Source organism: Vibrio sp. MMG023 (genome assembly GCF_021654215.1).
Lineage (GTDB): Bacteria > Pseudomonadota > Gammaproteobacteria > Enterobacterales > Vibrionaceae > Vibrio > Vibrio jasicida.
Window position 1 is genome coordinate 804,136 of the sequence record NZ_JAKFZP010000003.1, and the last position, 25,097, is coordinate 829,232.

The window sequence follows — 25,097 nt, forward strand, 5'->3', positions numbered from 1 at the left end:
GAAGTAGCCAACGCTTGGATCTCGACCGAGCTTGAGAGAGAAAAGGGCTGGCTCGATTACATCAAAAGGAACCATAAATGACCGCTCCTAGCTGGGATTTATCCATCGTTTATAACGATCTCGCTGACCCACGAATTCAAGATGACATTGCCCTTGTAGAGCAATGCATTGACCTACTCAATAAACAGTCTGCTGATTGTAACTCTGTTGAAGTGATGCAAAACGCAATCTTAACCAGCGAGGCTGCAAGCCGTTTGGCTGGCACGATTGCGAACTTCGCTAACTGTTACGCGTCAGTGGATGCGACAAATGCAGAGGCGAAAGCACTGCTAGGTCGTATGACGCGTATCTTCTCCGAGCTTTCTCAAGCTTACAGTGCCTTTGAGCTTAAATTGACTCACGCTGATGAAGAGTTCATTACTCGCGTTTTGGATCATGAAAATCCAGACATTAATGGTCAGGCGTTTTCAATCCTGAACTCTCGCAAACTGGCTGACACACGCCTAAGCACCGAAGAAGAAAAGTTGTTAGCCGCGATGAGCGTGGATGGGAAATCGGCGTGGGGCAAGCTTTACAATAACCTTACAGGTTCATTAAAAGTTCAATTAGAACATGCGGATAGCGAGATCGAAGAGCTCGGCTTCTCCCAAGCGGCAAGTATTCTTTATGGCTCTGAGTTTGAGCGTCAAGAAGGTGCATGGCGTGGTGTGCAAAAGGCGATGTCCACACATCAAGAATCGTTCGCAGCGATTCTCAATGCACTTTCAGGCTGGCGTTTAACGGAAAACAAAAAGCGTTCTGTTAAACGTGATGTTCATTTCCTTGATCCAAGTTTGCATGGCAGCCGAATCAAAGCTGAAACGCTTGACTCAATGATGACGGTTGCAAAAGACAGCCGTGAAATAGGCCAGAAAGCGGGCTTACTAATGGCAAAAGTACATGGTTTTGATGAGATGAAACCATGGAATCACCTCGCTGCGATGCCTGCTCTAAGTGGTGAAGCGAAAGTTTACCCCTTTGATGAAGCAATCGACGTCATTTGTGAAGCGTTCGAAACCGTGAATCCAGACATGTCCGAGTTTGTCCGCATGATGGTACAAAACGGTTGGATTGATGCAGCACCCAATGCCAATAAACGCCTTGGTGCGTACTGTACCAAGCTGCCAGCGACACGTACGCCACTTGTCTTTATGACGTGGAGTGGTAGCCGCTCAGACCTGATGACGCTTGCTCATGAGCTTGGTCACGCATTCCACAACTGGGTGATTCGTGACTTACCGCTTTGCCAAACTTACTACCCAATGACGTTGGCAGAAACCGCCTCGATTTTCGCTGAAAACATCGTTCGCGATCATCTGATTTCAAAAGCAGAAAGTGTGGATGATAAGCTCGAAATGCTGTGGGAAGAGCTCTCTTCGGCGTTGGCGCTGATGATCAATATTCCAGTTCGTTATGAGTTCGAGAAAGCGTTCTACGAACGTCGCCAAGAGGGTGAACTGACAGCTGATGACTTCTGTGAACTGATGTCAGAAACATGGAAAGATTGGTATGGCGATGTGATGAGCGAAGCTGACCCCTATTTCTGGGCGAGCAAACTGCACTTCTCAATTTCTGGTGTGAGTTTCTACAACTACCCATATCTGTTCGGCTTCTTGTTCAGTAAAGGCATTTACGCGCAGCGCGCTTCGAAAGGTGAGAGCTTCTACAGTGACTACGTGGAATTGTTGCGTGATACTGGCAATATGATGGCAGAGGACGTAGTAGCCAAACACTTATCGATGGATCTTACGCAACCAGAATTTTGGCAGCAGAGCGTCGAGCTCGTTCGTGACAAAGTAGACGAATTTGAACGTTTACTCGCACAACGTAGTGAGTAAGTACGAAAAGTTGATCAGATCGTGATGATCTTATTTAGGGCTGTGGTAAAGTTCACAGCCCTAACACTTTGTAATTGTTCAAAAAACATACGCCTCAATGCTTGGTTTGAGTGCATGGTCCGGAAAGGTATGGGATTTTCGTGAAAATTGACGGTTTCTACTCATAAGTGGGATCGCAACAACAAAAATCCTTTGTACAATTTATTAACATACCTGCCGTGCTATTAAGGAGTAACGCATGACGAAGTCTCTCTTTCGCCAATCGTTTTTAACTGACACGTTAGATGTTCATATTGATGTTGCGCCAGCGGAGCAGGTGCTGACTAACGGTGTAAAACTGAAACTCTATCAACGTGGTGTGCTCGAAGTAATTCCTGATGAATACACTCAGGAGACCAAGAACATCATCATTTCATGCGGTGTCCATGGGGACGAAACTGCACCGATGGAGTTAGTGGATTCAATCATTAAAGACATTGAATCCGGTTTCCAAAAAATCAAAGCTCGTTGTCTATTTATTATCGCCCATCCAGAATCAACACTGGCCCATACGCGATTTCTTGAAGAAAACCTCAATCGTCTCTTTGACGACAAACAACACGAACCAACCAAAGAGCTTGCTATCGCAGATACACTCAAACTGTTGGTGAGAGATTTCTACCAAGACACGACGGAAAACACTCGTTGGCATCTTGATTTACACTGTGCGATTCGTGGGTCAAAGCATTATACCTTTGCGGTGAGTCCGAAAACGCGCCATCCGGTACGTAGTAAAGCACTTATTGATTTTTTAGACAGCGCACATATTGAAGCGGTGCTACTGTCTAACTCTCCATCGAGTACATTTAGTTGGTTTAGTGCGGAAAACTACGGTGCGCAAGCACTGACTATGGAACTTGGCCGTGTTGCTCGCATTGGTGAAAACGATCTCGATAAGATGACTGCATTTGACCTCTCTTTACGTAATTTAATTGCAGAATCAAAAGCAGAGCACTTATCTAAGCCATGTATTAAGTACCGCGTAAGCCGTACAATTGTGCGCTTACATGAAGATTTCGATTTCATGTTTGATGATAACGTCGAGAACTTTACCGCATTTGTTCATGGGGAAGTGTTTGGTCATGATGGAGATAAACCGTTAATGGCCAAAAACGACAATGAAGCAATAGTCTTCCCAAATCGCCATGTTGCTATCGGGCAGCGAGCAGCGTTAATGGTGTGTGAAGTGAAAACACGCTTTGAAGATGGCGAATTAGTCTACGATTGATGCGAATAAGCCCTAAAATAGGGTAAATAAGCATACTAAGTCATTTGCAATTTACCGAGGCTTAACTGTAAGGTTAAGCCTCGTTTGTATTTATCGGCCACTATGGATTTTCAACAACTTATCCTGAACAAGGAGCGACGCTGGCAACGCAATCTTTTGATTATGTCAGTGATTCTCGTGCTGCTCTCTGCCATTCATTTGATGGTCGGAGAGGTTTTCCTTTCTCCTTTTCAATCTCTTTCTGCGTTTGAACAAAAACTGTTATTGGATTTGCGTCTGCCACGTTTGGTAGCCGCTGCGATAATTGGCGCCGCATTAGCGGTCTCAGGGGCAACATTGCAAGTCTTGCTTGGGAACGTATTAGCCGAACCCGGCGTTCTCGGGATCTCGGGGGGCGCGAGTTTGGCGATGGTGCTAGCTATGTTTGCTTTGCCTGTTTTGCCTTCCCCAATGATTTTTATGTTAGCCGCGATCGCTGGCTCGATGCTATTCACCGTCATATTGGTTGGCATAGCGCGAGCGATGCATCTCACTACCGCAAGGCTGCTGCTTGTCGGTGTTGCTCTGGGTATTCTGTCGAGCGCCATTGTGACTTGGGCATTCTACTTTAGCGATGACTTAAGCCTCCGTCAGTTAATGTACTGGTTAATGGGCAGCATTGGTGGTGCAAGTTGGTATCAGCACACCGTCACTTTAGTCATGCTACCTGTGCTGATTTGGCTCTGCAGCAAGGGCAAGCCGCTGGATAAGTTGATGCTTGGGGAAATCCATGCAACTCAACTGGGTATTGATGTTCATCAGATGCGCTGGAAGCTCATTTTGGCAATTTCCATTCTCGTTGGTGGTTCTGTTGCATTGGGTGGGATCATTAGCTTTGTGGGCTTAGTCGTGCCGCATTTGCTTCGATTAGCGTTTGGTACAGAAAACCGTTACCTGTTGCCTCTGTCGGCAATATCTGGCGCAGCTTTATTGGTGTTTGCGGATATCGGCGCGCGTTTGTTGCTCGATTCCGCAGAGCTACCTCTCGGAGTGATGACCACTTCTATCGGTGCGCCTATCTTCATTTGGATGCTGGTGAAAAGTCATGATGCACGTTAAGCACATCGCAGTTGGAAGTCGACTGCTACCGTTGTCCTTTGAATGTAAGCCGGGTGAGGTTGTGCATGTCGTGGGTCCAAACGGCTCTGGGAAAAGCACATTACTTGGCGCGATATCGGGCACCTTAAATCAGCGTGAAGGTGTAAGTGGGGAAGTACTTGTCGACAATAACGACTTGCTCACAATGCCACTTTCAGAACAAGCGCATATCCGCGGGTATTTGTGTCAACAATCAAGACCTGCGTTCAATGTTGATGTCTTTCAATACTTAGCACTTTCACTGCCAACGGGTGCCAATATCAGCGATGCGAAAGTACGAGATGCTGTTAACATCGTTATTGAGCTGGTGCAATTGCAAGACAAGCTTCATCGAAGCATTCAGACATTATCCGGTGGTGAATGGCAGCGTGTCCGTCTAGCTGGGGTGTGCTTGCAAGTGTGGCGAACAATTAACCCATACTCTCAGCTATTGATTTTGGATGAACCCGCAGCGCCGTTGGATATTGCCCAAGAAGGACTGCTATATCAGCTCATTAATGCAGTCGCTGCGCAAGGCATCGGGGTGTTGGTCGCAAACCACGACCTAAATCGAACGCTTAGGCATGCTGACAAGGTACTACTGCTCAGTAACGGCGTATTGCATTCTTCCGGTGATGCCGATGAGGTGCTATCAGAAGAAGGATTAGCTGCGGTGTTCCAAACTCAAGTTAAGAAAGTCTTAGTAGAAGAAAGGCCGTATCTAATTTTTGATTAGTATCCTAAAGGAATACAGTGCAGCCAGATGCCAAACTGTTTCTTCGTAGTGAGACTAAAACAGAGGCATCTGATGTGAATGGGACTTTTTGATATCTAATGGGTTATCGACACTCTGAAAGTACTCCACCCAAACTTTATTACTTCTCGGAAACTCTCGTCGTAGGGCTTTCTTAACGTGTTTACGCGTACTGACCAAATCTCCCGTCATTGTTTGATTGTGATACCCCGTTTCAACAATTTGGAACTCACTATCTGTTAAACAGTAAATCAGAAAGCCGCGGTCTCTTTTGTAAGTCTTAAACTCTACCGCTTCTTTAGGCTGCAATTCTTTGAGCTGTTTTTCGACTAACGGCAACACCTGAGATATATGAATCATAGGTAATCCACGATATGGTAACTGAGATAAGGTTATCAGAGAGATAGACCTCAGAAATATCAATAAATACTGAACAGGTGTTTAGTGGAGTTAAAGCATGGATTTAGCTTCATTGGCCAGAGATTCAATGAGGCTTAACTTTTAAGTAATGACGCTCTGAGTAGACATAAAAAAGCGCCCACAATATCGAGTATTGTGGGCGCTGTATTTTATCTGTAGTGCCTAATGGACGACTTACTGTGTAAGTGGCTTAAGGTCGGCAGGGCGGTAGTAAACCGATTTTAGAACCTTGCCTTTACGTACCGTTTTGCCTTCAGATACAAAATCTTCTGCGCATTTCGCAATGATGTATTCGCCTTTTTGAACCGCCATCAGTTTGATGCCTTGTTCAGCGTAGAACGTTTCTGTTTCTGCGTATTCCTGTTCGTTGCGACACACTTTGCTCATGTTGCTTGAATGCACTTCGTCCCAGCAAGGGATAAAGTCGATACCACGGTTCACCGCTACGTTAAGCAGTAGATCGATCAGGTAGCTGATCGCTAGGTTATCTTCAACTTTGCTGTCACCAAGGTGTACTAGACGACCCATTAGAACGTAAACGCTGTCAATGATTGCGTCTGCTTGCTCGGTTTTGCAATCCGCTTCCGCTAGTTCAGTAAGCTCTTCGATCGCAAGAGAAGTGTGTAGCGTATCTGCTTGTGCGTCTAGGCTTGCAACATCCGCCACTGGTAGGTCGAAAGTGCTACGGAACTCGGTGATGTCACGGTATAGGTGATCAAAAATCTCTTGGGTTAGCTTTGACAGTTGCATTCTAATGTCCATTGAATCGATTGAAGTCGCAATCATATCAAACCGAACTTTAATCCCCAAGCGATCCCATTCTAACTGGTTAGAATTCTGTCTCTTGGGGAGTGAGTTTTAGCGGAAGAGGTAAGGGAAGAGCTTCTTACGTTCTTCTTCTGAAAGCGCTGAGACACGTGCGATATTAGTATCTGGAATAGACTCTGGATCAGGGTAGTGCTTAAGTACCTTTTCCATGCTCTCCTCACGGATCAAATGAAACACTGGGTATGGAGAGCGATTCGTCAGGTTTTCATCATCTTCTGGTTCTGCACCGCCAAAACAGTAATCAGGATGGAAGGTGGCAACTTGGAAAATGCCTTCCCAATCTTGCTGTTTGATCAAGCCTTCAACCCAATCAATGAAGAAGTTGTAATCCCAGAAATCTTGCAGCATGTTTGGAACCACAACCAAGGTTGTCTCCAGTTTTTCTGGCTCGGTACTACTGAGTTCGATCAGTTGCAGCAAAATGTCTTCAAGTAGAGCTTCTTCTTGCGAGGCTTCACTAACGAAGATTTTGATTTGTTTATTGCGCTGTGGCTTAGCGGCGAACGGGCAGAGATTTAACCCGATCACGACATCGTTGAGCCATTGATCGACTTGCTCTGTGATCGCATTGATATCGGTGTTTGGTGATTCTTGTGTTGAGCGCGTTGGCATACGACTTTCTTGCTTTTATGAATGTGGCGCAAGCATAGCAGACCAGCGCCACAACATAAAATCAATGGGACTTAACGCTTCATTAAGCCGTTATGTCTGCGTTATCGCCAGCGTCGATTCGCTCTGTGATGTGTTTTAAGAATGCGATAGCAGCGAACATGGCAATGTACAGTGCACTGCCACCGATGAGTACACTCGACCAACCGCCGTTTTGCCAGCAATAGAGCAATAGGAATCCACCTAAACTGCCGCCAATATAGTAATGCACGAGATACAATGCGGTCGCTGTCGCTTTTGCTTGTGTTGCGTTTTGTCCAACCCAGCCGTAGGCGAGCGTGTGAGTGAAGAACGCACCAAAACTGATCAATAACAAACCTGTCAACATTGCGGGTATGCTTTCAATCACCGCGATCCACATGCCAGCCATGCTGACGATAGAGCCCAAAAACATGCCAAGTATCGGCGAAAAGCGTTTACTCCAATGTCCGGCGCAGCGGGAAGAGAACGTACCACCTAAATAGCAAACAAAGATGAGAGAAGCTAACCCGACAGGCACATTATGTGGCGCACTGACCAAGCGGAATCCCATTACCGAATAAAGATTAACAAACAACGCAAAATTCAAACCACCAATCAGCATGGCGAACCACACACGTTGATTTTTGAAGTGTCCGACAATAGCTTTATTGTGGTGTCTTAAACTGCTTGAAGAAGGGGTGAAGTTTTTCTGCTTTGGCAGCAAGTAGTGCACGCTGACCACGCCGATAAGGGTGAATAGCATCATGACTTCGATGGCGACATCGATGCTGAAGTTGTCTGCCAACAAACCTCCGCTGATGCGCCCTGCGATCCCCCCCAATGAATTGGCTGCGATATAAGTACCGATCGCCATTGAAAATGCGTGTTTATCTAGCTCTTCCGCCATATAAGCAACGGCAACAGCAGCAAACGCAGCAAGCGCAACACCGATCAAAGCTCGGCACACGACTAAGAATAAAAACGAATCACCAAGTAACATTAGTGCGGAGATAGCTGGGAGCGAAAACAGACCAAACATCATTACAGGTTTGCGCCCAATCGATTCAGAAAGCACAGCCATCGGGACCAAGCTAAAGGAGAGAGCTAGTGTGGTGGCGGCGAATAGCCAGTTAACCTGCGTTTCCGAGATCTGAAAGTGCGCCGCAAAGCTTGGCAGCATCGGCTGAAGGAGATAAAGGTTCGAGAAAACCAAAAACGAGCCGAGCGCCAGAGATAGCGTAATGCGTTTGTATTCCGGAGAGCCGAAACTGACCATGAGTCCTGCCTAATGCGAGCGAGCAAATATAAAGAAACTGTGATCAATCTATCAGTTAGTTGTGGATTGAAAAAATATATTAAAAATATGGTTGGTATATATTTTTGATCTAATGGAATCGAAACAACTCAAACATTTTTTGGCAGTTGCTGAACACGGCAACATTACTCATGCAGCTAAGGCTTTGCACATTGCTCAGCCAGCGTTAAGTATTTCAATTAAGAAGTTCGAACAGTCTCTTGGCGTGACGCTGTTTCGCCGAGAAGAAAAGAAAATCAGCTTAACCAAAGAAGGGGAAACCCTGTTTGTTCACGCTAAGCGAGTAATTCAGCAGTTACACGATGCGCAGTTAGCAATTGATGAACTCAAAGGTTTAGCCAAAGGGGAAGTGCGACTTGGTACGCCTTCAATGATGGGCAGCTATTTTTTCCCTCGAATTGTTATGGCGTTTAAGAGCCAGTATCCAGATTTAAAGCTGACGCTGGTGGAGGCGGGGACACAGTCTATCCGTCGAATGTTACTTAATGGTCAGCTCGATATTGGCGTGATCAGCTGTGACGATGTACCAGAAGACTTAGAAACTGACCATCTGTTTACTAGCCAAATGGTCGCCGTCGTGGCTCCGGAACATGACTTAGCTCAGCGCAGTGCCATCACATTTGACCAGTTTTTCGAGCATGATTTGGTGATGTTCCAACATGGCTACTTCCACCGAGAATTCTTAGACCACGTCAGCGAAGAGCATGGCTTTACGATGAAGTCCTCATTCGAAACCAACTTGCTGCCGCTCATTCTGAGTATCGTTAAACAAGAATTTGCTATTACCGCGCTTCTCGAATTGGTGACACAACATGAACAGGGGGTGGTGGGTATTCCATTTGAACCGAGCGTTAAGCTCGACCTTGCACTCGCGTGGCGAAAACAAGGCTATCTATCCATCGCCGACCGTACTTTCATTGACTTTGTGAAGCGGTATGTTTAATTCGTATATTGAATCTTTTTGATAAAAATTATTTATCCCATTGAATACAGTATGTCATTCCGGTATATTGTTCTGTAAATCAAATGGGAGAGTAATGGTATGAATCAAAAAGGCTTTAGTCTGATTGAACTGGTTGTTGTGATCGTTCTGCTTGGGGTACTTGCTGTAACTGCGGCGCCTAAGTTTTTGAACTTACAGGATGATGCAGAAATTGCTGTATTAGATGGTTTCAAGGGAGGGCTTGAGGCATCTTTGGGTATCGTCAAAGGTAAGCACATCATTGAAGGGGAGCCAAAAGAACTCGTACTTGATGACAACACATCTATCAGCTTTTTCCGTGGTAATACCATTACTGAATATCCAACAGCGTTGAGTAAGGGTGATTGCGCAAAGTTGTGGAATGCAATTATTGATGGTTCTCGTGCAAGTGAAGATGAGTCATTAGATACAGAGTTGGTTGCAACGTACGAGAGCAGTAATGATCCTGAGGTAGGAGGTACGTGTCAATTCACCTACCGCAATGCTGGCTCAGTAGACTATGTGAGTGGAAAAGGTACGGTGACAGTTACCTATTAAAACCAAACTGTTCAATGGAAAGCCTCCCTTTAATTGGGAGGCTTTTCTTTTTTATGCAGTTATCTCTTTCTCATTCAGTGGTATCAAAACCCCAAGAGCCACCATGGCAACGCCACCAATTACCGTGAACAATACTCGCTGCGAAAAGATAAATTCAGCCATTTCCGGATTAAAAGGACCTACCGATACAGTAAGAATAAGCAGCATGATACAAGCCGTGGCAATGGTGTAGTTGTGTTCGAGATACACAAGGATGCCGTAAAGCGAAGCGATGACCAAAACCCACATGGTTATTGTCATTGCCATGTCGGAGTTGAACGAGCCCAATAGCAATCCCACAGGCAAATAAACTAATGCGCCAAACAAGGTTCCTGATAACCGTTGCCATGCTTTTGGCGCTAAGTCTTTGCTAAACGGGCTGTGGATCATCATAAATAGGTAAGCACCTAAAACGGCTCCTGCGCCACCCCATATGCCTAACGACAACACCAAGCCGATTCCTAGCGCTTTGCGGCTGGAGTACTTGAGATCAACACGACCAATTTTATGTGTGGTGCTCATCGAGCCATTCTGGGTGTTGGCGTTTGTCCAAACCAACGTACTAGCAATGATCGCCACAGTGATGCCAAGCACAACCGATACTGAACGTTGAAGCATAAGTTCTGTGGCTGGGATATCTACTGGCATCATCATCGATAACAACATAAACGTCAGCGGCAGAATGTACTTTGGTACTCCTTGATGGTGTTTATCGCGCTCTGTTATGACGAGTAAGAAGGCAAACAGCGCACTAGTAAAAGGCGCATAAGTGATAGGCACCATGGAAAGTGGTACGGCAATCAAAGTCATGACCAAAGGATGAAGGCTACCTAATAGCGTGTCCTTTGTTGTGCTGAATTTAAGATTATATAGGTAGTGGATAATTCCCACTTCCACCGCCACAAAAGCTTCTCCGACATCATAAAAATACGCGCTGATGATAAGAAGCACGATAGAAAGCAAAAACATGCGGTTGCCTAGCACAAGGTAAGGCTTTGGCGGGATGAATTTTTGAGCGAGTGAATCGAGCATGGCGTATTTCCCATCCTTCAGTGAATAACAATATGGAAGGTATGAGATTACCAATTTGATGAAATATTCATTGCCAGTTTGCGACAATAGTGATGAAAGCTTGAGCACTACAAAGAGCCCAAGCTTAATGCGACTACGCGGTCTTTTTGTCGCGAGATTCGAAGAAATAGGTCACAAATACCATGTAGGCAACGACCAAAACTAACTGCCATATCCGAACGTAAAACTTATCGTCTAGCGCCCCGCTGCTCATGGAGGTACCCATTAATACCATAAAGCCCGTAAATGCAGTGGCGTAGACTGGGGCTTTGGCGGGCTCGGTGTAAATCTTGGTCCCAAGTAACGTAATAACCACCAACATCACAAGCATGTAGATGTACATATTTGGCACCAGAGAAATGGTAACGAAGGCAGCGAAAGCGAGTAGTCCTCCTAACACATTGCTGATAACAAAAAACAATGATGTCTTGCCCGCTTTGTCGCTGGTTGCCATCAGAGAAAGCAGCATGACAAACGCAACGGTGAGCAATATTTGTGACAGTTGGAAATAGAAATAAAAACAAACCAAGGGAAACGACATCATCCAAGCTCGAATCGCAGCATTCCAACGAACTTCTTTGCTTAAGGGTGAAGGGGGGAAGCCAGCAAATTCAGTCGCATCCTCTTCTGGGAAGTAAACATGCGACATCCCATAAAGCGCTACGGCGACGATACCAGAAAACGCAAAACCGATGCCCACGTCTAACGCGGCTTGCTTGTCTATAATGGTAACCGATGGAATCAAAATCAGGGCAATCATCAAGAAAGTGGCAAACATTACCCATTTCGGATCGGTGAATAGGTAATAGCTCCACAACATGCCCAGCGACAGAACAGCCAGAAAACCTATTTTGTACTCTGGCAAGCCGCTCGATACCAAAAAGCCAATGACCGCAGTGGAGATCAACGCATAGCCAAGTTGTTTGATATGCAGAATATGAAACTGCGGTTTATCGACGATGAATTTTGCAGTCAAAAGAGGCGTACAAAATGCCAAAGGCCAGTTAAACCATAACGCGATAAAAGTAGCCAAACCTACAGTGACAACATAGCGCAGGATTCGACGTTCTTGTGCTTGAGTCAGACTATCTAACATAAGAGAACACGCTCACTAGATTGATCCAAATCTTGCCCAGAAAGTTAAATAGAGCATTGCTCTCGGTGTAGATCACCACATCTGCTTGTCCACCGATGCGCATGAAGTCAACCGCATGTTTATCATCGAGCTTAATGGTCACGGGCATACGTTGTGTGTCACGTAGCCAACCATTTTGATTTTTTACGGTGGCTAAGGTGCCTGGCTGATTATTCGCGCCCCATGCAACCCCTAAATCTACGGAAGATACCGTACCAGAGAAGGTTTGTCCCGGAGCATAATCGAGCGCAATTTCAACTTTATCTCCGGCGCTAATATTACCCATGCTGTTTTCGCGGAAGAAGGCTTCAAGCCATAAGCCGTCGCTTTCAACAAACGTCATCAAGGGAGAACCTGCCGTGGCATAAGCGCCTTGCGACAAATTAAAATTGGTCACTGCGCCATCAGAAGGTGCTCGCATTGTCGTGCGTGATAAGTTCAGTTGCGCTTGTTGCAGGTCCAGTAAAGCCGATTGGATCTGAGCGTTCTCTTCACCTTCAGCTCCCACCTGAGCTTTTGCTTTTTCAAGGTTCGCTTTGGCGTTAACGACATCGGCATTCGCTCTATCAATGGCTGCGCGAGTTGTGTCTGCATCTGATTTTGAAACCACGCCTTTTTCTGCCATGGCTAAAACTCGTTGACCTTGGCGTTTAGCATTTTCTTGTGCCACGAGCGCGGTGGTCAATTGAGCTTGTGCCGACATCACACCTGCCATTTGCGAGCCAACATTCTGTCCTGCGATTTTGAGCTTTGCTTCTGCTTGCTTAACCGCAATCTGGTGATCGGTGGTACTAATTTGCAGTAGCACATCGCCTTTTTTGACTTGGGTATTTGGTTTAATGCTGACACTGTCTACTTGGCCAGAAACTTGTGGGATCAATGAGACGACATTGCCTTCCACGCGGACATTATCGGTCGTCGGAATGATGCGATCTGCCACAATCGCTGTACCAATGGACACCATAGTGAGTGCCAATAATGCATTGGTTGTGCGCTTGACCTTATTAACCGGTTTCGGCGTCTGGCTTACTTGGTTTTCTGCTGCTGTGTCTGACATATTCACACTCACTGATGATAGAAAAGAACGGTCAGAGTTTATGAACGACGCAAGATTGGCGCGAATTAAACTGAGACCAGTTGGCGTGAGTGTAAAAATACAGTGTGTAAGGAAGTGAAAATTGCCATTATGCGACATTCGAAAATTTTGCAGAGTAATGGTTTGAATAAGAGCGACAGACAAAGAAATAGGGCGGGCAGATACAAAAAGAGCCTCTCTTTGGAGAAGCTCTTTAGTGTGGATTAAGTAACCAAGCAAATAGATTAATACGTCACTTAGTTGCTGTACATTTTTTCAAAGTTCTTTGGGTTCCAGCCAATCATGACTTGATCGCCAATCTTCAGTACAGGTACAGAGCGAGCCCCCAGAGCATCGAGCTCTTTGCGACCGCGCTGCATCTTTGCGTTGCACAAGCGGTAGTTAATATTTTTCGAATCAAGATAACGTTGAGCATCTTTGCAGTGTGGGCATTTGTCTTTGACGTAAAGAACGACACGTTTCATTCAATTTCTCTCCATTATCGTCGGGAGGCGAAGTTTAGCGAGGTTTCGCAACAAAGGAAAGCTCGAAACCTAAGATGAAACTCTTGCTCATCTCGGGTATATTTAGCGCCTTTCTTTTGTCATAGCAGACTTAATACGCATGCATCCGTCACTTCGATACATTCAAGGTTATCCGCAGAACATTGTCGAGCAAGTCAGTTCACTCATCGATAGCGGTAAACTGGTGCCTTGGTTCGAAAAACGCTACCCAGATAGACACCAAATCAAAAGCGAAAAGGCACTCTACGAATACGCTATAGCGATCAAAAACCGCTACATGAAGAAAGCCGCGCCAATTAGCAAAGTGGTCTACGATAAGAAAATTCACGCCGTCAACAATGCACTTGGTTTGCATAGCGTGATAAGCCGTAACCATGGCGGCAAACTAAAGTCGAAAAATGAGATTCGCATTGCGAACGTGTTTAAAGATGCACCTGAAGCGTTATTACGCATGCTGGTGGTGCATGAGTTGGCGCATACTCGTGAGAAAAACCACGACAAAGCCTTTTACCAACTGTGCTGTTATATGGAACCTGAGTATCACCAACTCGAATTTGATGCTCGTCTGTTTATGATTTACCTCGATTTAAAAGCGAATTCGAATGAAGACCAATAATCACAACGCGAAACAAGTTCAGCCAAAATCGGCGAAGTCTAAGCCGAGCAAAGATGCTACCAAGATCAAACCAAAGCGTGTGAAAAATAAGCCGACAGCAAAAGCTACAAAAAGCACAGGTCTGAAAACTAACGCCGCGAACAAAAGCAGCGATGTGGAAGTGATCAAAATTGCTAAAAGTGGATTGCATGAACGTAATGCACATCGAGGTCGCTACGATTTCAAAAAGCTAATCACAGCAGAGCCTCAGCTCAAATCATTTGTGATAAAGAATCCGAAAGGGGAAGATTCAATCAACTTCTCCGATCCAAAGGCCGTCAAGATGCTCAATAAAGCATTGCTGGCGGCGCATTATGATATTGAATATTGGGATATCCCTGATACTTACTTGTGCCCGCCTATTCCTGGGCGCGCGGATTACGTTCATCGTGTAGCGGAGTTGCTCGATGGTGAAGTAAAAGGCAAATACGCCCACCATAAAGTGCGAGCACTTGATGTCGGTGTTGGAGCAAACTGTATTTACCCAATCGTAGGTGTGACTCAATATGGATGGCATTACACCGGTAGCGATGTTGACCCAAAATCGATTGAATCAGCACGAGCAATCACAAAACGTAACGCCTCGTTAAACGGTAAGATCGAACTGGTACAACAAACCAGTGAGTCCAATATTTATCGCGGTATTATCCAACCAAGCGATCGCTACGATATTACGACTTGTAACCCGCCATTCCATCGTTCTGCTGAAGAAGCCGCGATGGGCAGTCAGCGTAAGTTAGACAATTTAAAAGCGAATCAGCGTAAGAAGGGCGTGAAGGTTCAAGCTCATCAAGCGAAAACGCCTCAAATAAAAGCCAATAAACCCGCGCTTAACTTTGGTGGTCAAAATGCTGAGCTATGGTGTGAAGGTGGTGAAGCTGCGTTCATTCGCAAAATGGCGAACGAAAGCCAAGCATTCAGTGCGCAAGTGCTTTGGTTTACCACGTTAATCTCAAAGAAAGACAATGTTCGCCCGATGCGTAAACAACTTGAGAAGTTGGGTGTCAAAGCGATCCGAATCGTGGAAATGAGCCAAGGACAAAAAGTCAGCCGTTTTATCGCTTGGTCCTACATGGACAAATCGCAGCGTAAAGCGTGGATTGAATTAAAGTAATTATTCACAGCATACTTCTAACCAATAAAAATAGCACCACTCTGTTGGTGCTATTTTTTAACAATAAATTTATTAATTTAATATTTATAACAAATTTGGCTATTCTTCTGATTAATAGATTTGATTATAAGGGCTATCAACTTTAAATAACATGGGGTACTATTCCCCACAAGAAATAGTGTTAATACATGAATAGTTATGTCTGATAATGAACTGATCATTTTTCCTTGGAATCACAATTTTGAGACAGGGATTAAAAAGGTCGATGAACAACATTACCATCTCTTTTTATTGGTAAATAAATTAGCCAATACGTTGATTTATGATGATCAAATAGAAGTTGACGGTGTGTTTAGTGAATTAAAAGACTACGCTCAATACCACTTCTCTTTTGAAGAAAGCATCTGGAACGAACACTTTCTCGATGATGTTTGGAATGATGATCACAAGAAAAGTCATGCGTCGTTTGTCAACGAAGTCATCAAGATTCAATCTGAATCTAAAACCCTCAACTGGCAAGAATCTATCGAACATATTCTGCAGTTCTTAATTCGCTGGCTCGTATTCCATATCATCGGTGACGACAAGAAAATGAGTGTCGCATTGAAAGAGTTGGAATCTACCGATTCTTTAGAGACGGCAAAAGTGAATGCGGTAGATACACTGCAAGGTATCAACGGTTTAGTCGCAGATACCGTTCTCAAAATGTATTTTGAAGTGTCCACGCAATCCATCGAGCTTGTTAGAGAAAAACATCGCCGTTTTGTGGCAGAGAAAGAGTTGAGATGTCTCAACAAAAAGCTGCAAGAACTTGCTATAACGGATGAATTATCGGGACTATATAACCGTCGATACTTTAACATCATGACGCCAGACATTCTTTCTAAAGCGCAAGCAGGAAAGCAAACTGTCAGCTTTATTTCCATTGACTTAGATTACTTCAAACAACTTAATGACGAGCTTGGCCACCTAAAGGGCGATGAGGCCATCACCAAGGTTGGGGCGTTATTATCTTCGCAATTCAATGGTGTTGACGAAATCGCTTTTCGAATGGGTGGGGAAGAGTTTTTGATTGTGCTTGTCGACTCAGAGCATGAACATTGCGTTGAGCGCGCAGAGTCATTGAGAGAATCGATCTCTAAACTTTCAATCCTATGCGAAAATAATGCTCAGGCTCACTTGCTAACGAGCTCTATTGGCGTATTTAGTCAACGGGTAGAAATACACTTAGACATTCGATACTTCTTAGATAAAGTAGACCAGTGTTTATATAAAGCAAAACTGAGTGGAAGAAATAAGGTTGTTGCAGAATCTATACTCACTATTGAATCTAAATAAAAACTACAGGTGATTTTTATAAATATAATAAAAAGGAAAAGTAATACCATAATTACCACTTTTCTTTTGAGAGACTCTTAAAAATCAATGACAATGAATCTGATTTATTGAATGAGTTGAAGTTATCAGCAGCCCTCTCATTAAAAAGCAAACCTGTAAACCTCCATGACAGAATTTGTAATCTGTTTTTATATTTCTTTCTTTACCGTAGCTATTTCAGTCATTAATGATCATTCGCTTCGAACCGATGCAACTTCGTCGGTTTATCTGTTGAACCGACCCCATATTTACTGTTTGCTCAGTTATGAGAGATCGCACTTTCAAACCGGACTTTTGTCCTGAAACTTTGCCCTGTTTCCTCATTATGATTGCGCCATCAGAACGAAAGAGGAAAACACTATGACTGCTCATATCGCAGGTTCTGCAGAAGATTTTGCTTCAACTGTTATCATGCCGGGCGATCCGCTACGCGCGAAATATATCGCTGAAACCTACCTAGATGATGCCAAACTGGTTACGGACATTCGTAACATGTTGGGCTACACCGGCTACTACAAAGGTCAGCGCATTTCAGTGATGGGGCACGGCATGGGCATTCCATCAATGGTGCTTTACGGTCACGAACTGATTAATGACTTTGGTGTGAAACGCATCATCCGAATCGGCAGCATCGGCGCGACGCAAAAAGATGTTCACATGCGTGACGTTATCCTAGCCCAAGCGGCAGGCACAGATTCACCGACGAATGCTAAGCGCAGCAGTGGCTACCATATGGCAACGTCTGCAACGTTTGAATTGCTGCACAACGCTTACATGTCTGCGAAAGAGAAGGGTATTGATGTCAAAGTGGGTAACATCTTCACAGGCGATCTTTATTACGATCCGGATGAAGACATGATCCCAGCCCTAGAGCGCTTTGGCGTGCTTGGTGTGGATATGGAAGTCGCGGGCTTGTACGGCTTAGCACACCAATTCGGCATTGAATCGCTGGCGATTTTGACCGTGTCTGATCACTGTATTACTGGCGAAGAAACCACAGCAGAAGAGCGTCAGCTTTCTTTCAATAACATGATTGAAATTGCGCTAGAAACTGCGATTAAAGCTTAACCCTACAATTAAGTTTTCTTTGAGAGCTGGCTTTCTGGCTCTCTAATTCTAAGAACATCTATCTCATGAGCCCTTGGAGTGAATTATGAAAAATAAAATAACACTCACCGCAATTAGTTTTCTCGCCAACTTCATCATGGCGGGTTTTGCGACCCAATTTGGTATGTTGGTTGAACCGCTTGCCAACACCTTTGATGCGAACGTTAACGAAGTCGCGTCGATTTTCTCGCTACTAAACGGTGGCGCACTTGCCGGTACGATCGCGGCTTTCTTTTTAATTGAAAAAGTCGGCATTAAACGCATGACCGTATTGTGTTACGGCGCGATTGCCGCGGCAGCACTGAGTCTATACCTCGCTCCATCTTTGTTTATCGTGATGCTTGGCATGACTGTGATTGGTTTCTGTGGCGGTGTCGGTCTTTGTATCGCGGGTACTATCGTGGTATCGGTGTGGAAAGACAAAATTCAAAGCACCATGCTGGTGGTTCAAGATGCGACCTTTAATGTTGCAGGCGTCGTCTTCCCATTGATCACCACTTACGCGCTGACGAACGCAATGAACTGGAGCATCAGTTACCTAAGCGTGGGTGTAGTGGCGTTGGCAACCATGTTTGTTGCTCTGCTGACTAACTTTAACCAATGCGGTGGTGAAAGCGGCTCAGAGCAAGAAGCAAAGTCTGAATGGAACTTCGGCATCATCAGCGGTGGCGTAGGTTTGTTCCTAGGTATGCTTGCGCTATACACCTTCTTAACTTGGGCGCCAATGTTCGTGAAAGAGAAGTTTGATATTCCATTTGAGCAAGCGGGCAACATCATCACTCAATACTGGTCTGCAGCTCTGGTTGGCGCGTTGGTTTCTACCGTGATTGTTTCGCGCATGAAGATTCAGACTTTCTTACTGACCATCATCTCTGTTGCTATGGTGATCACCAGCGTTATCGTTACTACGGATAAACTAGAATGGTTGTCATACCTGACTTACGGTTACGGCTTTGCTTGTGCTGCGCTTTACAATGCTTTCATCGCTTACGGTGTATCGTTTGTGCGTAATGCAACCAGTAAGAACGTGTCTTACATCTTAATCAGCGGCAGTGCGGGTGCGATGTTTAGCCCAGCTATCAGTTCGGTAATGGAAAGCGTGGTTGGTCTGCAAACCGTGATGTACGCCATCCCTGTTATCTACGCAGTAGTCGTCGCAATGCTGGTGGTTTCAATGAAGTTTAAGGCAGTAGAGCAAACGCAAGCCGCTTAAATTAATTAAGAGAACAAAAAGGTCTGCACTGTGCAGACCTTTTCTCATTTACGATTGAAGAACTCAGCTATTCTTCAACAAAATTACGTAGTCCGTCCAAATCGAGAATACGTAATCCTTTCTTTTCTTTGGCGATAAAGCCTTTGCTTTCAAGCTCTTTCACCGCGCGGCGATAAACACGGTCTGAGGTGGCAAATCGCTCCGCTTCCAAATAGTTCTTTTGGAACCCATCCACTGGCAGGTCATTTAAATACTGATGATAGATGTCGTATGCTACGTTATAGGTGATTGGGTAGAGTAATCGGCGAGAAAGAATCTCCACCGTATCTTGGTAATCAATCGCGATGGCGCTGGCAAAGTAAAGCGACAGTCGAGGCTGTTCTAACAAGCATTTTTGCAGCTTTTGCGCGTCAATAATCGCAACTTCAACCGGTTCTACCGGAACGATGTCCATTTGGCAGCGATAGCCAGTAAAGAACTCCATCTCACCAAAGACTTGTTGTTCACACTCAAGCGTACCAAGCAGAAAGGTTTTGCCGTTTCTTGCTGTAACGCCCATGGAGATGCGTCCTGAATCGACCAAATATAAGTTCTCGACATGCTCACCTTGGGTTAGGAGCTTTTCGTTTTCATCAAAAATTCGGCGCGTACAGATGCAATCTCGGATCGTTTTTTCGATGAGATGTTTATCTTCACTCCATTGCGCCTCAAAGCGTCCTTTACCTAGTGTTTGTAATTGCATCGACGTACCTTAAATGACAATACCTGCGTGCTCAAAACGTGCCATTAATGGCTTGCTCTCTTGCTGATACCAGCCTGTCGGCATGTTGGGTTTTAGCTGGGCTTTTTCTTGTTTGCTGATCACAACATAGCGCAAAAACGTGTCGAGTGTGCTCTCCATTATTTCAAAGCTCATGTCGCCATCTTTACTGATGGTTTTTAATAGTCCAACGACCGTATCTTCCGGTATCAATGGTTCGATAACCGCATGTTTGCGCTCGGTAATTGTCTTAGAACAAGGTAGTGAAGCACGGGCAGTTTCCCAGCACACTTTATTGGTTTTACTCACGAGGTTGTGTTTGTAGCAGTAATAGCTAAACAAAAAGCGTGACAGGTTCTGCCAGCGTTCAGCTTGGACTTCTAACCAAAGGTGTTGCAGCTCGATATCAGCGTCAGTCATGGGAATGCGTCAGAAAAGGAAAAGAGGGCGCATTCTAGCGTGTTAGGTATACAAAGCCAAAGCGTCTGGTGATTTAGGTACAAATTGGCTGTTCAAAAAACAGCGATAACTTGTCAAAAGCCTGACAATAGCGTTTGAAAACGAAAATAGTATTTTTGTGCTCTATATTTATTTTGAATTTCCAGATTTATAACATTGGTCAAGTTTTTGATTATTGTGGATAAATAATTTTATCAAAATAACTATGTGATTTTCCTTCAGATAGCATGTGGTCGGTAGTAATATCAAACTACGATTATGAGTTACAATTAACAAAATATTGAGAAAGAGAAGCGCATTTTTAGTCTGATGTGGTTCTCCCTTGTTTTGATGTGCTACTGTTTTAATAAAGTATGTGTTTGGTAGGTTTTTATGTTTGGAGTTAGCAAAAATGCTGCGGTTTCTGGCTTGTATCAAGCTAGTGAACTCAGAGCGAAACTATTCTCCAAGGAGTTGGAGATTTTGAGGCTTAGGGCTGAGTCAGAATTCCATCAGGTTCTTGATGAGCTATTAAGAATCAAAGATAACAACACCAAGTTGCAGGAAGGTGGACTGAAAGACAAGCTTGAGCAAGAAAAACTCAAGTGGAATGGTTCGCAAATGATGGCCATAGAGCAACGTATTGAATCTGTTCGATTGCTTATCGAAGATTGTCATGCGTATGTTCGCAATGTACAAGAGAGTTTCTCAGAAGATGAAAGCCTCGGTTACTCGAATATGACCAAAAAAGAGATAGAGCATGAGTTGGAAGCTTTGTCCTTTGCCAAAGTTCTGAATTCTTCCGCAAGACAATACTTCTACAATTCACTTGAGTATGAGTTATATACGGATAAGACACCAAACATCGAGTTTTTATACTCGGTGAAAGACCAGATATCCATGTTGCACGAAAACAAAGCAGCATGAGATGAATAAAGAAAGCCCTCGAATCCGAGGGCTTTTTTACGAATAGCGATCTTTAATGCACCTTCAGAACTAATAAGGCTTAGAAGTGTCCCAAGTACTGCCAATCAGCGTTGTTTGGGTTTGCCTCCGTTGGCCAAGGGAAGTACCAATACTTGCCGTCAATGAGGCGGTAGTAATGGTAACCACCACGGAAGTGATACACGTAAATATCGTTGATGGCTCCCGTGTTGTTGTTCTCGCCCCAAACCCCCATGCGATCTTGCTTGTGCCAGTTTAAGATTTCGGCTTCAAACTTAGCTAGGTCACTGTTGAGCTCAGCAATGTACTGTTCAATATCCGTATCGCTACCAATAAAGCGCCAATCAGCGTCAGAGGTGTTTTGAACTGGCAACGCGTTGTCCACTCCCGGACGTTTTTGCATAAAGTAACGGCGCTCACCGCTTTCATCGGTATCAATGAAAATAGCGTTCTCAGATTGACCCCATGTTGTTGAACTCGCTTGTTCCCAAGTTAGCAACTGAGGTTGATTGAAGTAGCCGGCAACGCGCTGCGCATTGTCGATGTTACTACGATCAATGTTCAACGGGTTAAAACCAAACTGGACATGGTTTTCCGCTGAGCCTAGGTACTTCCAGCCTTCATTGTCTGCTTGATTGGTTGGGAAGTCCGCCGCAGAAATGTCACGCATTAGGAAATAATCGCGAGTGCCGGTGACTGGGTTAGGGTATACGTAAAGTGCACCAGCGCGGCGTTCTGCGCTTGTCTCACCATTGTTCAGTACGCCCGCTCCGTAGTTGTCTGCTACGAACTTGTCGAAGTCAGCCACAAAGCCAAAGTCGATGCGGTTTAACGCTGCGTTGTCGGCAAACATGACTTGTTCATCAATGTATTGTTTGTAACCGTGCTCCTGACCAACAAAAATAGGACCAACAAGCTTATCGATCGCTGGGTTTTGATCAGGGATCAAGCTATCTAGCACTTGCTCACCATTCACGTCAGTACAACTTAAGGTGACACGAGTCGGTAGTGGCAGTTGCTCTAGGTTAAAGTGGAACTTGTTGCTTTGTGAGTCGTTTAATCGGCTACTTGCAACCGCAATGTTTTGTACTGAGCCATCCTGGCGCTCCACCGTAACTGCACAGCTACGTTGAGAGACCATACTCGGCTGATGCATTCCACCTTGATGTCGTGCGTAACGCCAATCTGCACCATTGTTGTGTTTCACGCCACTAAACTGCTGGCAGTGGGAAGAGGTAAAGTAGCCCGCACCGTCATGGCTCGTGCCGGATTTATCAAGCACGCAAAGTGGCACTTCGCCAATTTCGGTGTTCGGCGTGTAAGTCACAGCACCTTCACCGTATTTAGACAGCAATGAGTAGTTATGATCTTGAGATATCATGCGCTCACGCTGACCATTGATGTTCCAGTACATGTCTTCGCTGCTTTCACAACGCACCTTATCTGCACTGACTGTACCGACGAAGTTTGCACTTTCGCCGTTGCTTGCCGTGTAGGTGAACTGACAAATACGAGCTTGCTGATTGTTGACCTTCATCGTTTGCCACAAATCTTGTTGAATTTGCTCGTCAGACAAAGAAGACACCGTTTGCCAACCTTCTGGATGATAAGTTACGTCTGGTGCAGAAGGCAGATCAAACACGTTGCCGTAGTTGGAGTAAATCAGCGGGTAAACTTGGCTTGCAAGTTCGTTACGCGGATCGTAAATGCCCAACATGGTGACAACAGGCACGCCTGCCGCGCTAGGTACTGGCGTGTCGGTTTGTGCTTCTTCGTAACTTTGGCTTTCTTGATTCCAACGAACATAACCAGTCGAGCTGTTTAAATTGACGTTAAAGCCGTTATTGAGCCACGTTTGTACACGGCGAGACTGAGAAGGGTGCTCTAACGTGTAATGACTAATGGTGCCCAATAGTGCGGCTTCGCCACCGGCTTGCGCATCACGCATAAAGCGGAATTCACCCGCAAATGGTGGTACCACTTCACCACCCACATCGTTAGTCGTGGCTTCACCTGTCCAGTGTAAGTTACCGATAAAGCGGCGATGCAGAGCATCCCAACCCCAACCAGATTCTAAATCGTGCGTAGAAGCATACCAAGGGTAGTGACCCAGACCGTAGTTATGCCCCAGCTCGTGCGACCATTCGTTACCGGTTGTCGCTGTTAACGTCACGATGCCACCGCCGCCACTGCCGCCATGGTCAATAACGCCGTTGGTGTATACGCCGCGGTTGGTGTGCGCAGTAATATGGTTGAAGCGTTTATTGTAAGCTTGCGAATAACCAGCACTATCAGTAATGCCGACATTCGCGTTATTCACACCTGTAGAGACCAGTGCTTTACCAATGGCTTCACGCATGTCACCGCCGTGCCAGCCACCTTCACCATCGGAGCTTGTGGTGTAAACCTTACCGTTTGGCAGCGTCACTTTCGGGAAATAAGCGGCAGTGTAATCCGCCATCACCAGTTTAGATGCTGGGATTTTCTGGAAGTAATCGGCGCTGAGTTTTGCCATGTTTTTGATCATGGTGTTGCCATCACGTGGCGCCGTGAGCATACCCATGTCGATGTTTTGAATGATAAGCTCCGGCGCGCCGCCAAAGACAAGTTCATTGGCAGCTAAGTCGCCTTGGCGATCAGTGTTATCGGTTAAGCGCAGCGACAAGCCTGGCTTCATCCAATCCCATTGCAACGGCAGTGACCACGCGTGATGGGAGAATACCACTTTAGAACGCCCATTATCTGGCTGATCAGAAGCCGCAAGCGCGCTTGGTGGCAGCATTGGGAGGCGAGTGATTACAGTGCCTTCAAAGCTCACTTCTACCCAAACTTGCTGAACGGTTTTGTCTTCTGGCGTGAATAAAAGCAGAGCTTCACGGTCGATCACCAAGTCAGGGAACAGGTTCACATCGTTTTGATTCGGGGCAGTGGCAGTATGGGTTTGAGCAAAATGGATAGAACCAGTCAAATCGCCATTCAAGTGATTTACTAGCGGCAATTCGTCTGCGTAACCAAGGCGTGCAGCACTTGTCATGAACTCAATCTTTTGTGGCTCGATACAATCGATCGCATTACACGAAGAAAGCTCCGCCGTGTACCGAGTGTCTGGTTTCAGGTTACCAATGAACAAGCCAGATTGAACGTTGTCATAACGAACGGGCTCTGAACCTGATTCGGTCAACGTCAAAACCACATTGTCATTCGCGTTTTGCGTAGCCCATTTTAGCTGAACACCTTGATCTGAAACGCTGGCTACGTTCAATGCATTGATGCTTGGCGCAGATAGGTCACCACAATCAGAAGTCTCGATGTTTTGAATCATATCTGACTGCCAAATGTATTCGCCATTTGGACGCTTCGAGCCTCGGGCTGCAGGGATATATTCTACGTAGCAACCTGTGTCGTCTGGGTTCATCACACCAAACTCTTTGTGCATCAGATAGAAGCCGCCGTTGTACATGATGAACTCCCATTCAGGACCGACGAAGTCCACCACATTGCGGTAGGCTTGGTCTTGATCGCCGAATAAGAATGGGAACTTAGGGTAGCCATCAAAGTTAACCCAGTATTCATAGCCTTGGAAATCAAGGTAGGTTTCGCCATCGCGTTGAGACGTACCTTGACCTTTGTCTGCTAGCTGCTTGAGCATTTCCATGCGTTCAAAGGTTTGGTTTCCGATTTCGACCAGTGTCAGATCGTGGTTCGCGTATGCGAAAGTGGCTGTACTTCCTAATAAGGATGAGATCAGCCAAGCGAGCGTGTTTTTCTTCATATTAGACTCTACTTTTGCCAATTGAATAGACATTTATGTGTCGCCAGAAGCTCGACACAGTATGGAGGGGGATTACATAAGCACTCTCAATGCAAGTGGCTTATGGATTTGATTATCTGATGGGAACCGCCGGCGAAATAGATAGC

Annotated in this window: 23 protein-coding genes; 12 read left to right on the forward strand and 11 right to left on the reverse strand. The window is 45.3% G+C overall.

Annotation, left to right across the window (positions count from 1 at the left end):
• Positions 1–77 precede the first annotated feature (77 nt).
• From L1076_RS13270 to btuD, 4 genes are all read left to right on the forward strand, one after another.
• On the forward strand, positions 78–1,877 hold the full coding sequence (locus tag L1076_RS13270) for a M3 family oligoendopeptidase (RefSeq protein WP_237303756.1): 1,800 nt from the start codon (positions 78–80) through the stop codon (positions 1,875–1,877).
• Positions 1,878–2,115: 238 nt separating this feature from the next.
• Positions 2,116–3,144, forward strand: coding sequence for a succinylglutamate desuccinylase (locus L1076_RS13275; protein ID WP_039974538.1), 1,029 nt, complete (start codon positions 2,116–2,118; stop codon positions 3,142–3,144).
• A 102-nt stretch (positions 3,145–3,246) separates the two neighbouring features.
• The gene (btuC, locus tag L1076_RS13280) at positions 3,247–4,242 is read left to right on the forward strand and encodes a vitamin B12 ABC transporter permease BtuC (protein WP_039974539.1); all 996 of its coding nucleotides are present in this window, start codon (positions 3,247–3,249) and stop codon (positions 4,240–4,242) included.
• Positions 4,229–4,996, forward strand: coding sequence for a vitamin B12 ABC transporter ATP-binding protein BtuD (gene btuD / locus L1076_RS13285; RefSeq protein WP_171374352.1), 768 nt, complete (start codon positions 4,229–4,231; stop codon positions 4,994–4,996). Before btuC ends, btuD begins: the two co-directional genes overlap by 14 nt.
• Positions 4,997–5,050: 54 nt before the next feature.
• On the opposite strand, the gene L1076_RS13290 is transcribed toward btuD, so the two are convergent.
• The 4 genes from L1076_RS13290 to L1076_RS13305 form a co-directional block, all read right to left on the reverse strand.
• The gene (locus tag L1076_RS13290; RefSeq protein ID WP_039985168.1) at positions 5,051–5,374 is read right to left on the reverse strand and encodes a hypothetical protein; all 324 of its coding nucleotides are present in this window, start codon (positions 5,372–5,374) and stop codon (positions 5,051–5,053) included.
• Between the two features lie 234 nt (positions 5,375–5,608).
• Entirely contained in the window at positions 5,609–6,184 is a 576-nt protein-coding gene (locus L1076_RS13295; RefSeq protein WP_039985180.1) for a nucleoside triphosphate pyrophosphohydrolase family protein, read from the reverse strand.
• 108 nt (positions 6,185–6,292) lie between these two features.
• Positions 6,293–6,874 (reverse strand): DUF1415 domain-containing protein, encoded by a 582-nt coding sequence (locus L1076_RS13300; protein ID WP_042601689.1) that lies wholly within the window; start codon positions 6,872–6,874, stop codon positions 6,293–6,295.
• An 82-nt stretch (positions 6,875–6,956) separates the two neighbouring features.
• Positions 6,957–8,168 carry an MFS transporter gene (locus L1076_RS13305; protein ID WP_237303757.1) on the reverse strand — a complete coding sequence of 404 codons (1,212 nt, stop codon included), beginning with the start codon at positions 8,166–8,168 and terminating at the stop codon, positions 6,957–6,959.
• 112 nt (positions 8,169–8,280) lie between these two features.
• Between L1076_RS13305 and L1076_RS13310 the strand changes: the two genes are divergently transcribed.
• Positions 8,281–9,150: a LysR family transcriptional regulator gene (locus L1076_RS13310; RefSeq protein ID WP_237303758.1), complete on the forward strand. Its 870-nt coding sequence runs from the start codon at positions 8,281–8,283 to the stop codon at positions 9,148–9,150.
• 99 nt (positions 9,151–9,249) lie between these two features.
• Positions 9,250–9,726: a prepilin-type N-terminal cleavage/methylation domain-containing protein gene (locus tag L1076_RS26985; RefSeq protein WP_104037531.1), complete on the forward strand. Its 477-nt coding sequence runs from the start codon at positions 9,250–9,252 to the stop codon at positions 9,724–9,726.
• Positions 9,727–9,777: 51 nt separating this feature from the next.
• Here L1076_RS26985 and L1076_RS13320 read toward each other — a convergent pair whose 3' ends face one another.
• The 4 genes from L1076_RS13320 to L1076_RS13335 all read right to left on the reverse strand — a co-directional run bounded on the left by L1076_RS13320 (position 9,778) and on the right by L1076_RS13335 (position 13,531).
• Positions 9,778–10,797, reverse strand: a complete 1,020-nt coding sequence (locus L1076_RS13320) for a hypothetical protein (RefSeq protein ID WP_237303759.1) — start codon at positions 10,795–10,797, stop codon at positions 9,778–9,780.
• 133 nt (positions 10,798–10,930) lie between these two features.
• Positions 10,931–11,932 (reverse strand): DUF2955 domain-containing protein, encoded by a 1,002-nt coding sequence (locus L1076_RS13325; protein WP_104037529.1) that lies wholly within the window; start codon positions 11,930–11,932, stop codon positions 10,931–10,933.
• Positions 11,922–13,028, reverse strand: coding sequence for an HlyD family secretion protein (locus L1076_RS13330; protein WP_104037528.1), 1,107 nt, complete (start codon positions 13,026–13,028; stop codon positions 11,922–11,924). The genes L1076_RS13325 and L1076_RS13330 overlap by 11 nt, the downstream gene beginning before the upstream one ends.
• Before the next feature lie 275 nt (positions 13,029–13,303).
• On the reverse strand, positions 13,304–13,531 hold the full coding sequence (locus L1076_RS13335; protein WP_038874778.1) for a glutaredoxin family protein: 228 nt from the start codon (positions 13,529–13,531) through the stop codon (positions 13,304–13,306).
• Between the two features lie 139 nt (positions 13,532–13,670).
• Between L1076_RS13335 and L1076_RS13340 the strand changes: the two genes are divergently transcribed.
• From L1076_RS13340 to tsgA, 5 genes are all read left to right on the forward strand, one after another.
• A complete protein-coding gene (locus L1076_RS13340; RefSeq protein ID WP_005427832.1) occupies positions 13,671–14,186 on the forward strand; it encodes a M48 family metallopeptidase in 516 nt (171 codons plus the stop codon).
• On the forward strand, positions 14,173–15,339 hold the full coding sequence (gene rlmF / locus L1076_RS13345; protein WP_237303760.1) for a 23S rRNA (adenine(1618)-N(6))-methyltransferase RlmF: 1,167 nt from the start codon (positions 14,173–14,175) through the stop codon (positions 15,337–15,339). Before L1076_RS13340 ends, rlmF begins: the two co-directional genes overlap by 14 nt.
• Positions 15,340–15,537: 198 nt before the next feature.
• Positions 15,538–16,677, forward strand: a complete 1,140-nt coding sequence (locus L1076_RS13350; protein ID WP_237303761.1) for a diguanylate cyclase — start codon at positions 15,538–15,540, stop codon at positions 16,675–16,677.
• A 399-nt stretch (positions 16,678–17,076) separates the two neighbouring features.
• Positions 17,077–17,784, forward strand: coding sequence for a purine-nucleoside phosphorylase (gene deoD / locus L1076_RS13355; protein WP_005439921.1), 708 nt, complete (start codon positions 17,077–17,079; stop codon positions 17,782–17,784).
• 85 nt (positions 17,785–17,869) lie between these two features.
• Positions 17,870–19,036, forward strand: a complete 1,167-nt coding sequence (gene tsgA / locus L1076_RS13360; RefSeq protein WP_104037525.1) for an MFS transporter TsgA — start codon at positions 17,870–17,872, stop codon at positions 19,034–19,036.
• Between the two features lie 67 nt (positions 19,037–19,103).
• Here tsgA and L1076_RS13365 read toward each other — a convergent pair whose 3' ends face one another.
• A complete protein-coding gene (locus L1076_RS13365) occupies positions 19,104–19,778 on the reverse strand; it encodes a Crp/Fnr family transcriptional regulator (RefSeq protein WP_038873229.1) in 675 nt (224 codons plus the stop codon).
• A gap of 9 nt (positions 19,779–19,787) precedes the next feature.
• On the reverse strand, positions 19,788–20,216 hold the full coding sequence (locus L1076_RS13370) for a hypothetical protein (RefSeq protein WP_104037524.1): 429 nt from the start codon (positions 20,214–20,216) through the stop codon (positions 19,788–19,790).
• 411 nt (positions 20,217–20,627) lie between these two features.
• On the opposite strand from L1076_RS13370, the gene L1076_RS13375 reads away from it, so the two are divergent.
• Positions 20,628–21,161, forward strand: coding sequence for a hypothetical protein (locus tag L1076_RS13375; protein ID WP_009705948.1), 534 nt, complete (start codon positions 20,628–20,630; stop codon positions 21,159–21,161).
• Positions 21,162–21,240: 79 nt separating this feature from the next.
• Here the strand turns inward: L1076_RS13375 and L1076_RS13380 are convergent, their stop codons facing one another.
• A complete protein-coding gene (locus L1076_RS13380; protein WP_237303762.1) occupies positions 21,241–24,951 on the reverse strand; it encodes a M66 family metalloprotease in 3,711 nt (1,236 codons plus the stop codon).
• Positions 24,952–25,097 lie beyond the last annotated feature (146 nt).

Excerpts from the sequence above, each read along its gene's own strand:
- L1076_RS13270 (WP_237303756.1), top strand. The coding sequence starts at position 78 with ATGACCGCTCCTAGCTGGGATTTATCCATCGTTTATAACGATCTCGCT.
- L1076_RS13275 (WP_039974538.1), top strand. The coding sequence starts at position 2,116 with ATGACGAAGTCTCTCTTTCGCCAATCGTTTTTAACTGACACGTTAGAT.
- btuC (WP_039974539.1), top strand. The coding sequence starts at position 3,247 with ATGGATTTTCAACAACTTATCCTGAACAAGGAGCGACGCTGGCAACGC.
- btuD (WP_171374352.1), top strand. The coding sequence starts at position 4,229 with ATGATGCACGTTAAGCACATCGCAGTTGGAAGTCGACTGCTACCGTTG.
- L1076_RS13290 (WP_039985168.1), bottom strand. The coding sequence starts at position 5,374 with ATGATTCATATATCTCAGGTGTTGCCGTTAGTCGAAAAACAGCTCAAA.
- L1076_RS13295 (WP_039985180.1), bottom strand. The coding sequence starts at position 6,184 with ATGCAACTGTCAAAGCTAACCCAAGAGATTTTTGATCACCTATACCGT.
- L1076_RS13300 (WP_042601689.1), bottom strand. The coding sequence starts at position 6,874 with ATGCCAACGCGCTCAACACAAGAATCACCAAACACCGATATCAATGCG.
- L1076_RS13305 (WP_237303757.1), bottom strand. The coding sequence starts at position 8,168 with ATGGTCAGTTTCGGCTCTCCGGAATACAAACGCATTACGCTATCTCTG.
- L1076_RS13310 (WP_237303758.1), top strand. The coding sequence starts at position 8,281 with ATGGAATCGAAACAACTCAAACATTTTTTGGCAGTTGCTGAACACGGC.
- L1076_RS26985 (WP_104037531.1), top strand. The coding sequence starts at position 9,250 with ATGAATCAAAAAGGCTTTAGTCTGATTGAACTGGTTGTTGTGATCGTT.
- L1076_RS13320 (WP_237303759.1), bottom strand. The coding sequence starts at position 10,797 with ATGCTCGATTCACTCGCTCAAAAATTCATCCCGCCAAAGCCTTACCTT.
- L1076_RS13325 (WP_104037529.1), bottom strand. The coding sequence starts at position 11,932 with ATGTTAGATAGTCTGACTCAAGCACAAGAACGTCGAATCCTGCGCTAT.
- L1076_RS13330 (WP_104037528.1), bottom strand. The coding sequence starts at position 13,028 with ATGTCAGACACAGCAGCAGAAAACCAAGTAAGCCAGACGCCGAAACCG.
- L1076_RS13335 (WP_038874778.1), bottom strand. The coding sequence starts at position 13,531 with ATGAAACGTGTCGTTCTTTACGTCAAAGACAAATGCCCACACTGCAAA.
- L1076_RS13340 (WP_005427832.1), top strand. The coding sequence starts at position 13,671 with ATGCATCCGTCACTTCGATACATTCAAGGTTATCCGCAGAACATTGTC.
- rlmF (WP_237303760.1), top strand. The coding sequence starts at position 14,173 with ATGAAGACCAATAATCACAACGCGAAACAAGTTCAGCCAAAATCGGCG.
- L1076_RS13350 (WP_237303761.1), top strand. The coding sequence starts at position 15,538 with ATGTCTGATAATGAACTGATCATTTTTCCTTGGAATCACAATTTTGAG.
- deoD (WP_005439921.1), top strand. The coding sequence starts at position 17,077 with ATGACTGCTCATATCGCAGGTTCTGCAGAAGATTTTGCTTCAACTGTT.
- tsgA (WP_104037525.1), top strand. The coding sequence starts at position 17,870 with ATGAAAAATAAAATAACACTCACCGCAATTAGTTTTCTCGCCAACTTC.
- L1076_RS13365 (WP_038873229.1), bottom strand. The coding sequence starts at position 19,778 with ATGCAATTACAAACACTAGGTAAAGGACGCTTTGAGGCGCAATGGAGT.
- L1076_RS13370 (WP_104037524.1), bottom strand. The coding sequence starts at position 20,216 with ATGACTGACGCTGATATCGAGCTGCAACACCTTTGGTTAGAAGTCCAA.
- L1076_RS13375 (WP_009705948.1), top strand. The coding sequence starts at position 20,628 with ATGTTTGGAGTTAGCAAAAATGCTGCGGTTTCTGGCTTGTATCAAGCT.
- L1076_RS13380 (WP_237303762.1), bottom strand. The coding sequence starts at position 24,951 with ATGAAGAAAAACACGCTCGCTTGGCTGATCTCATCCTTATTAGGAAGT.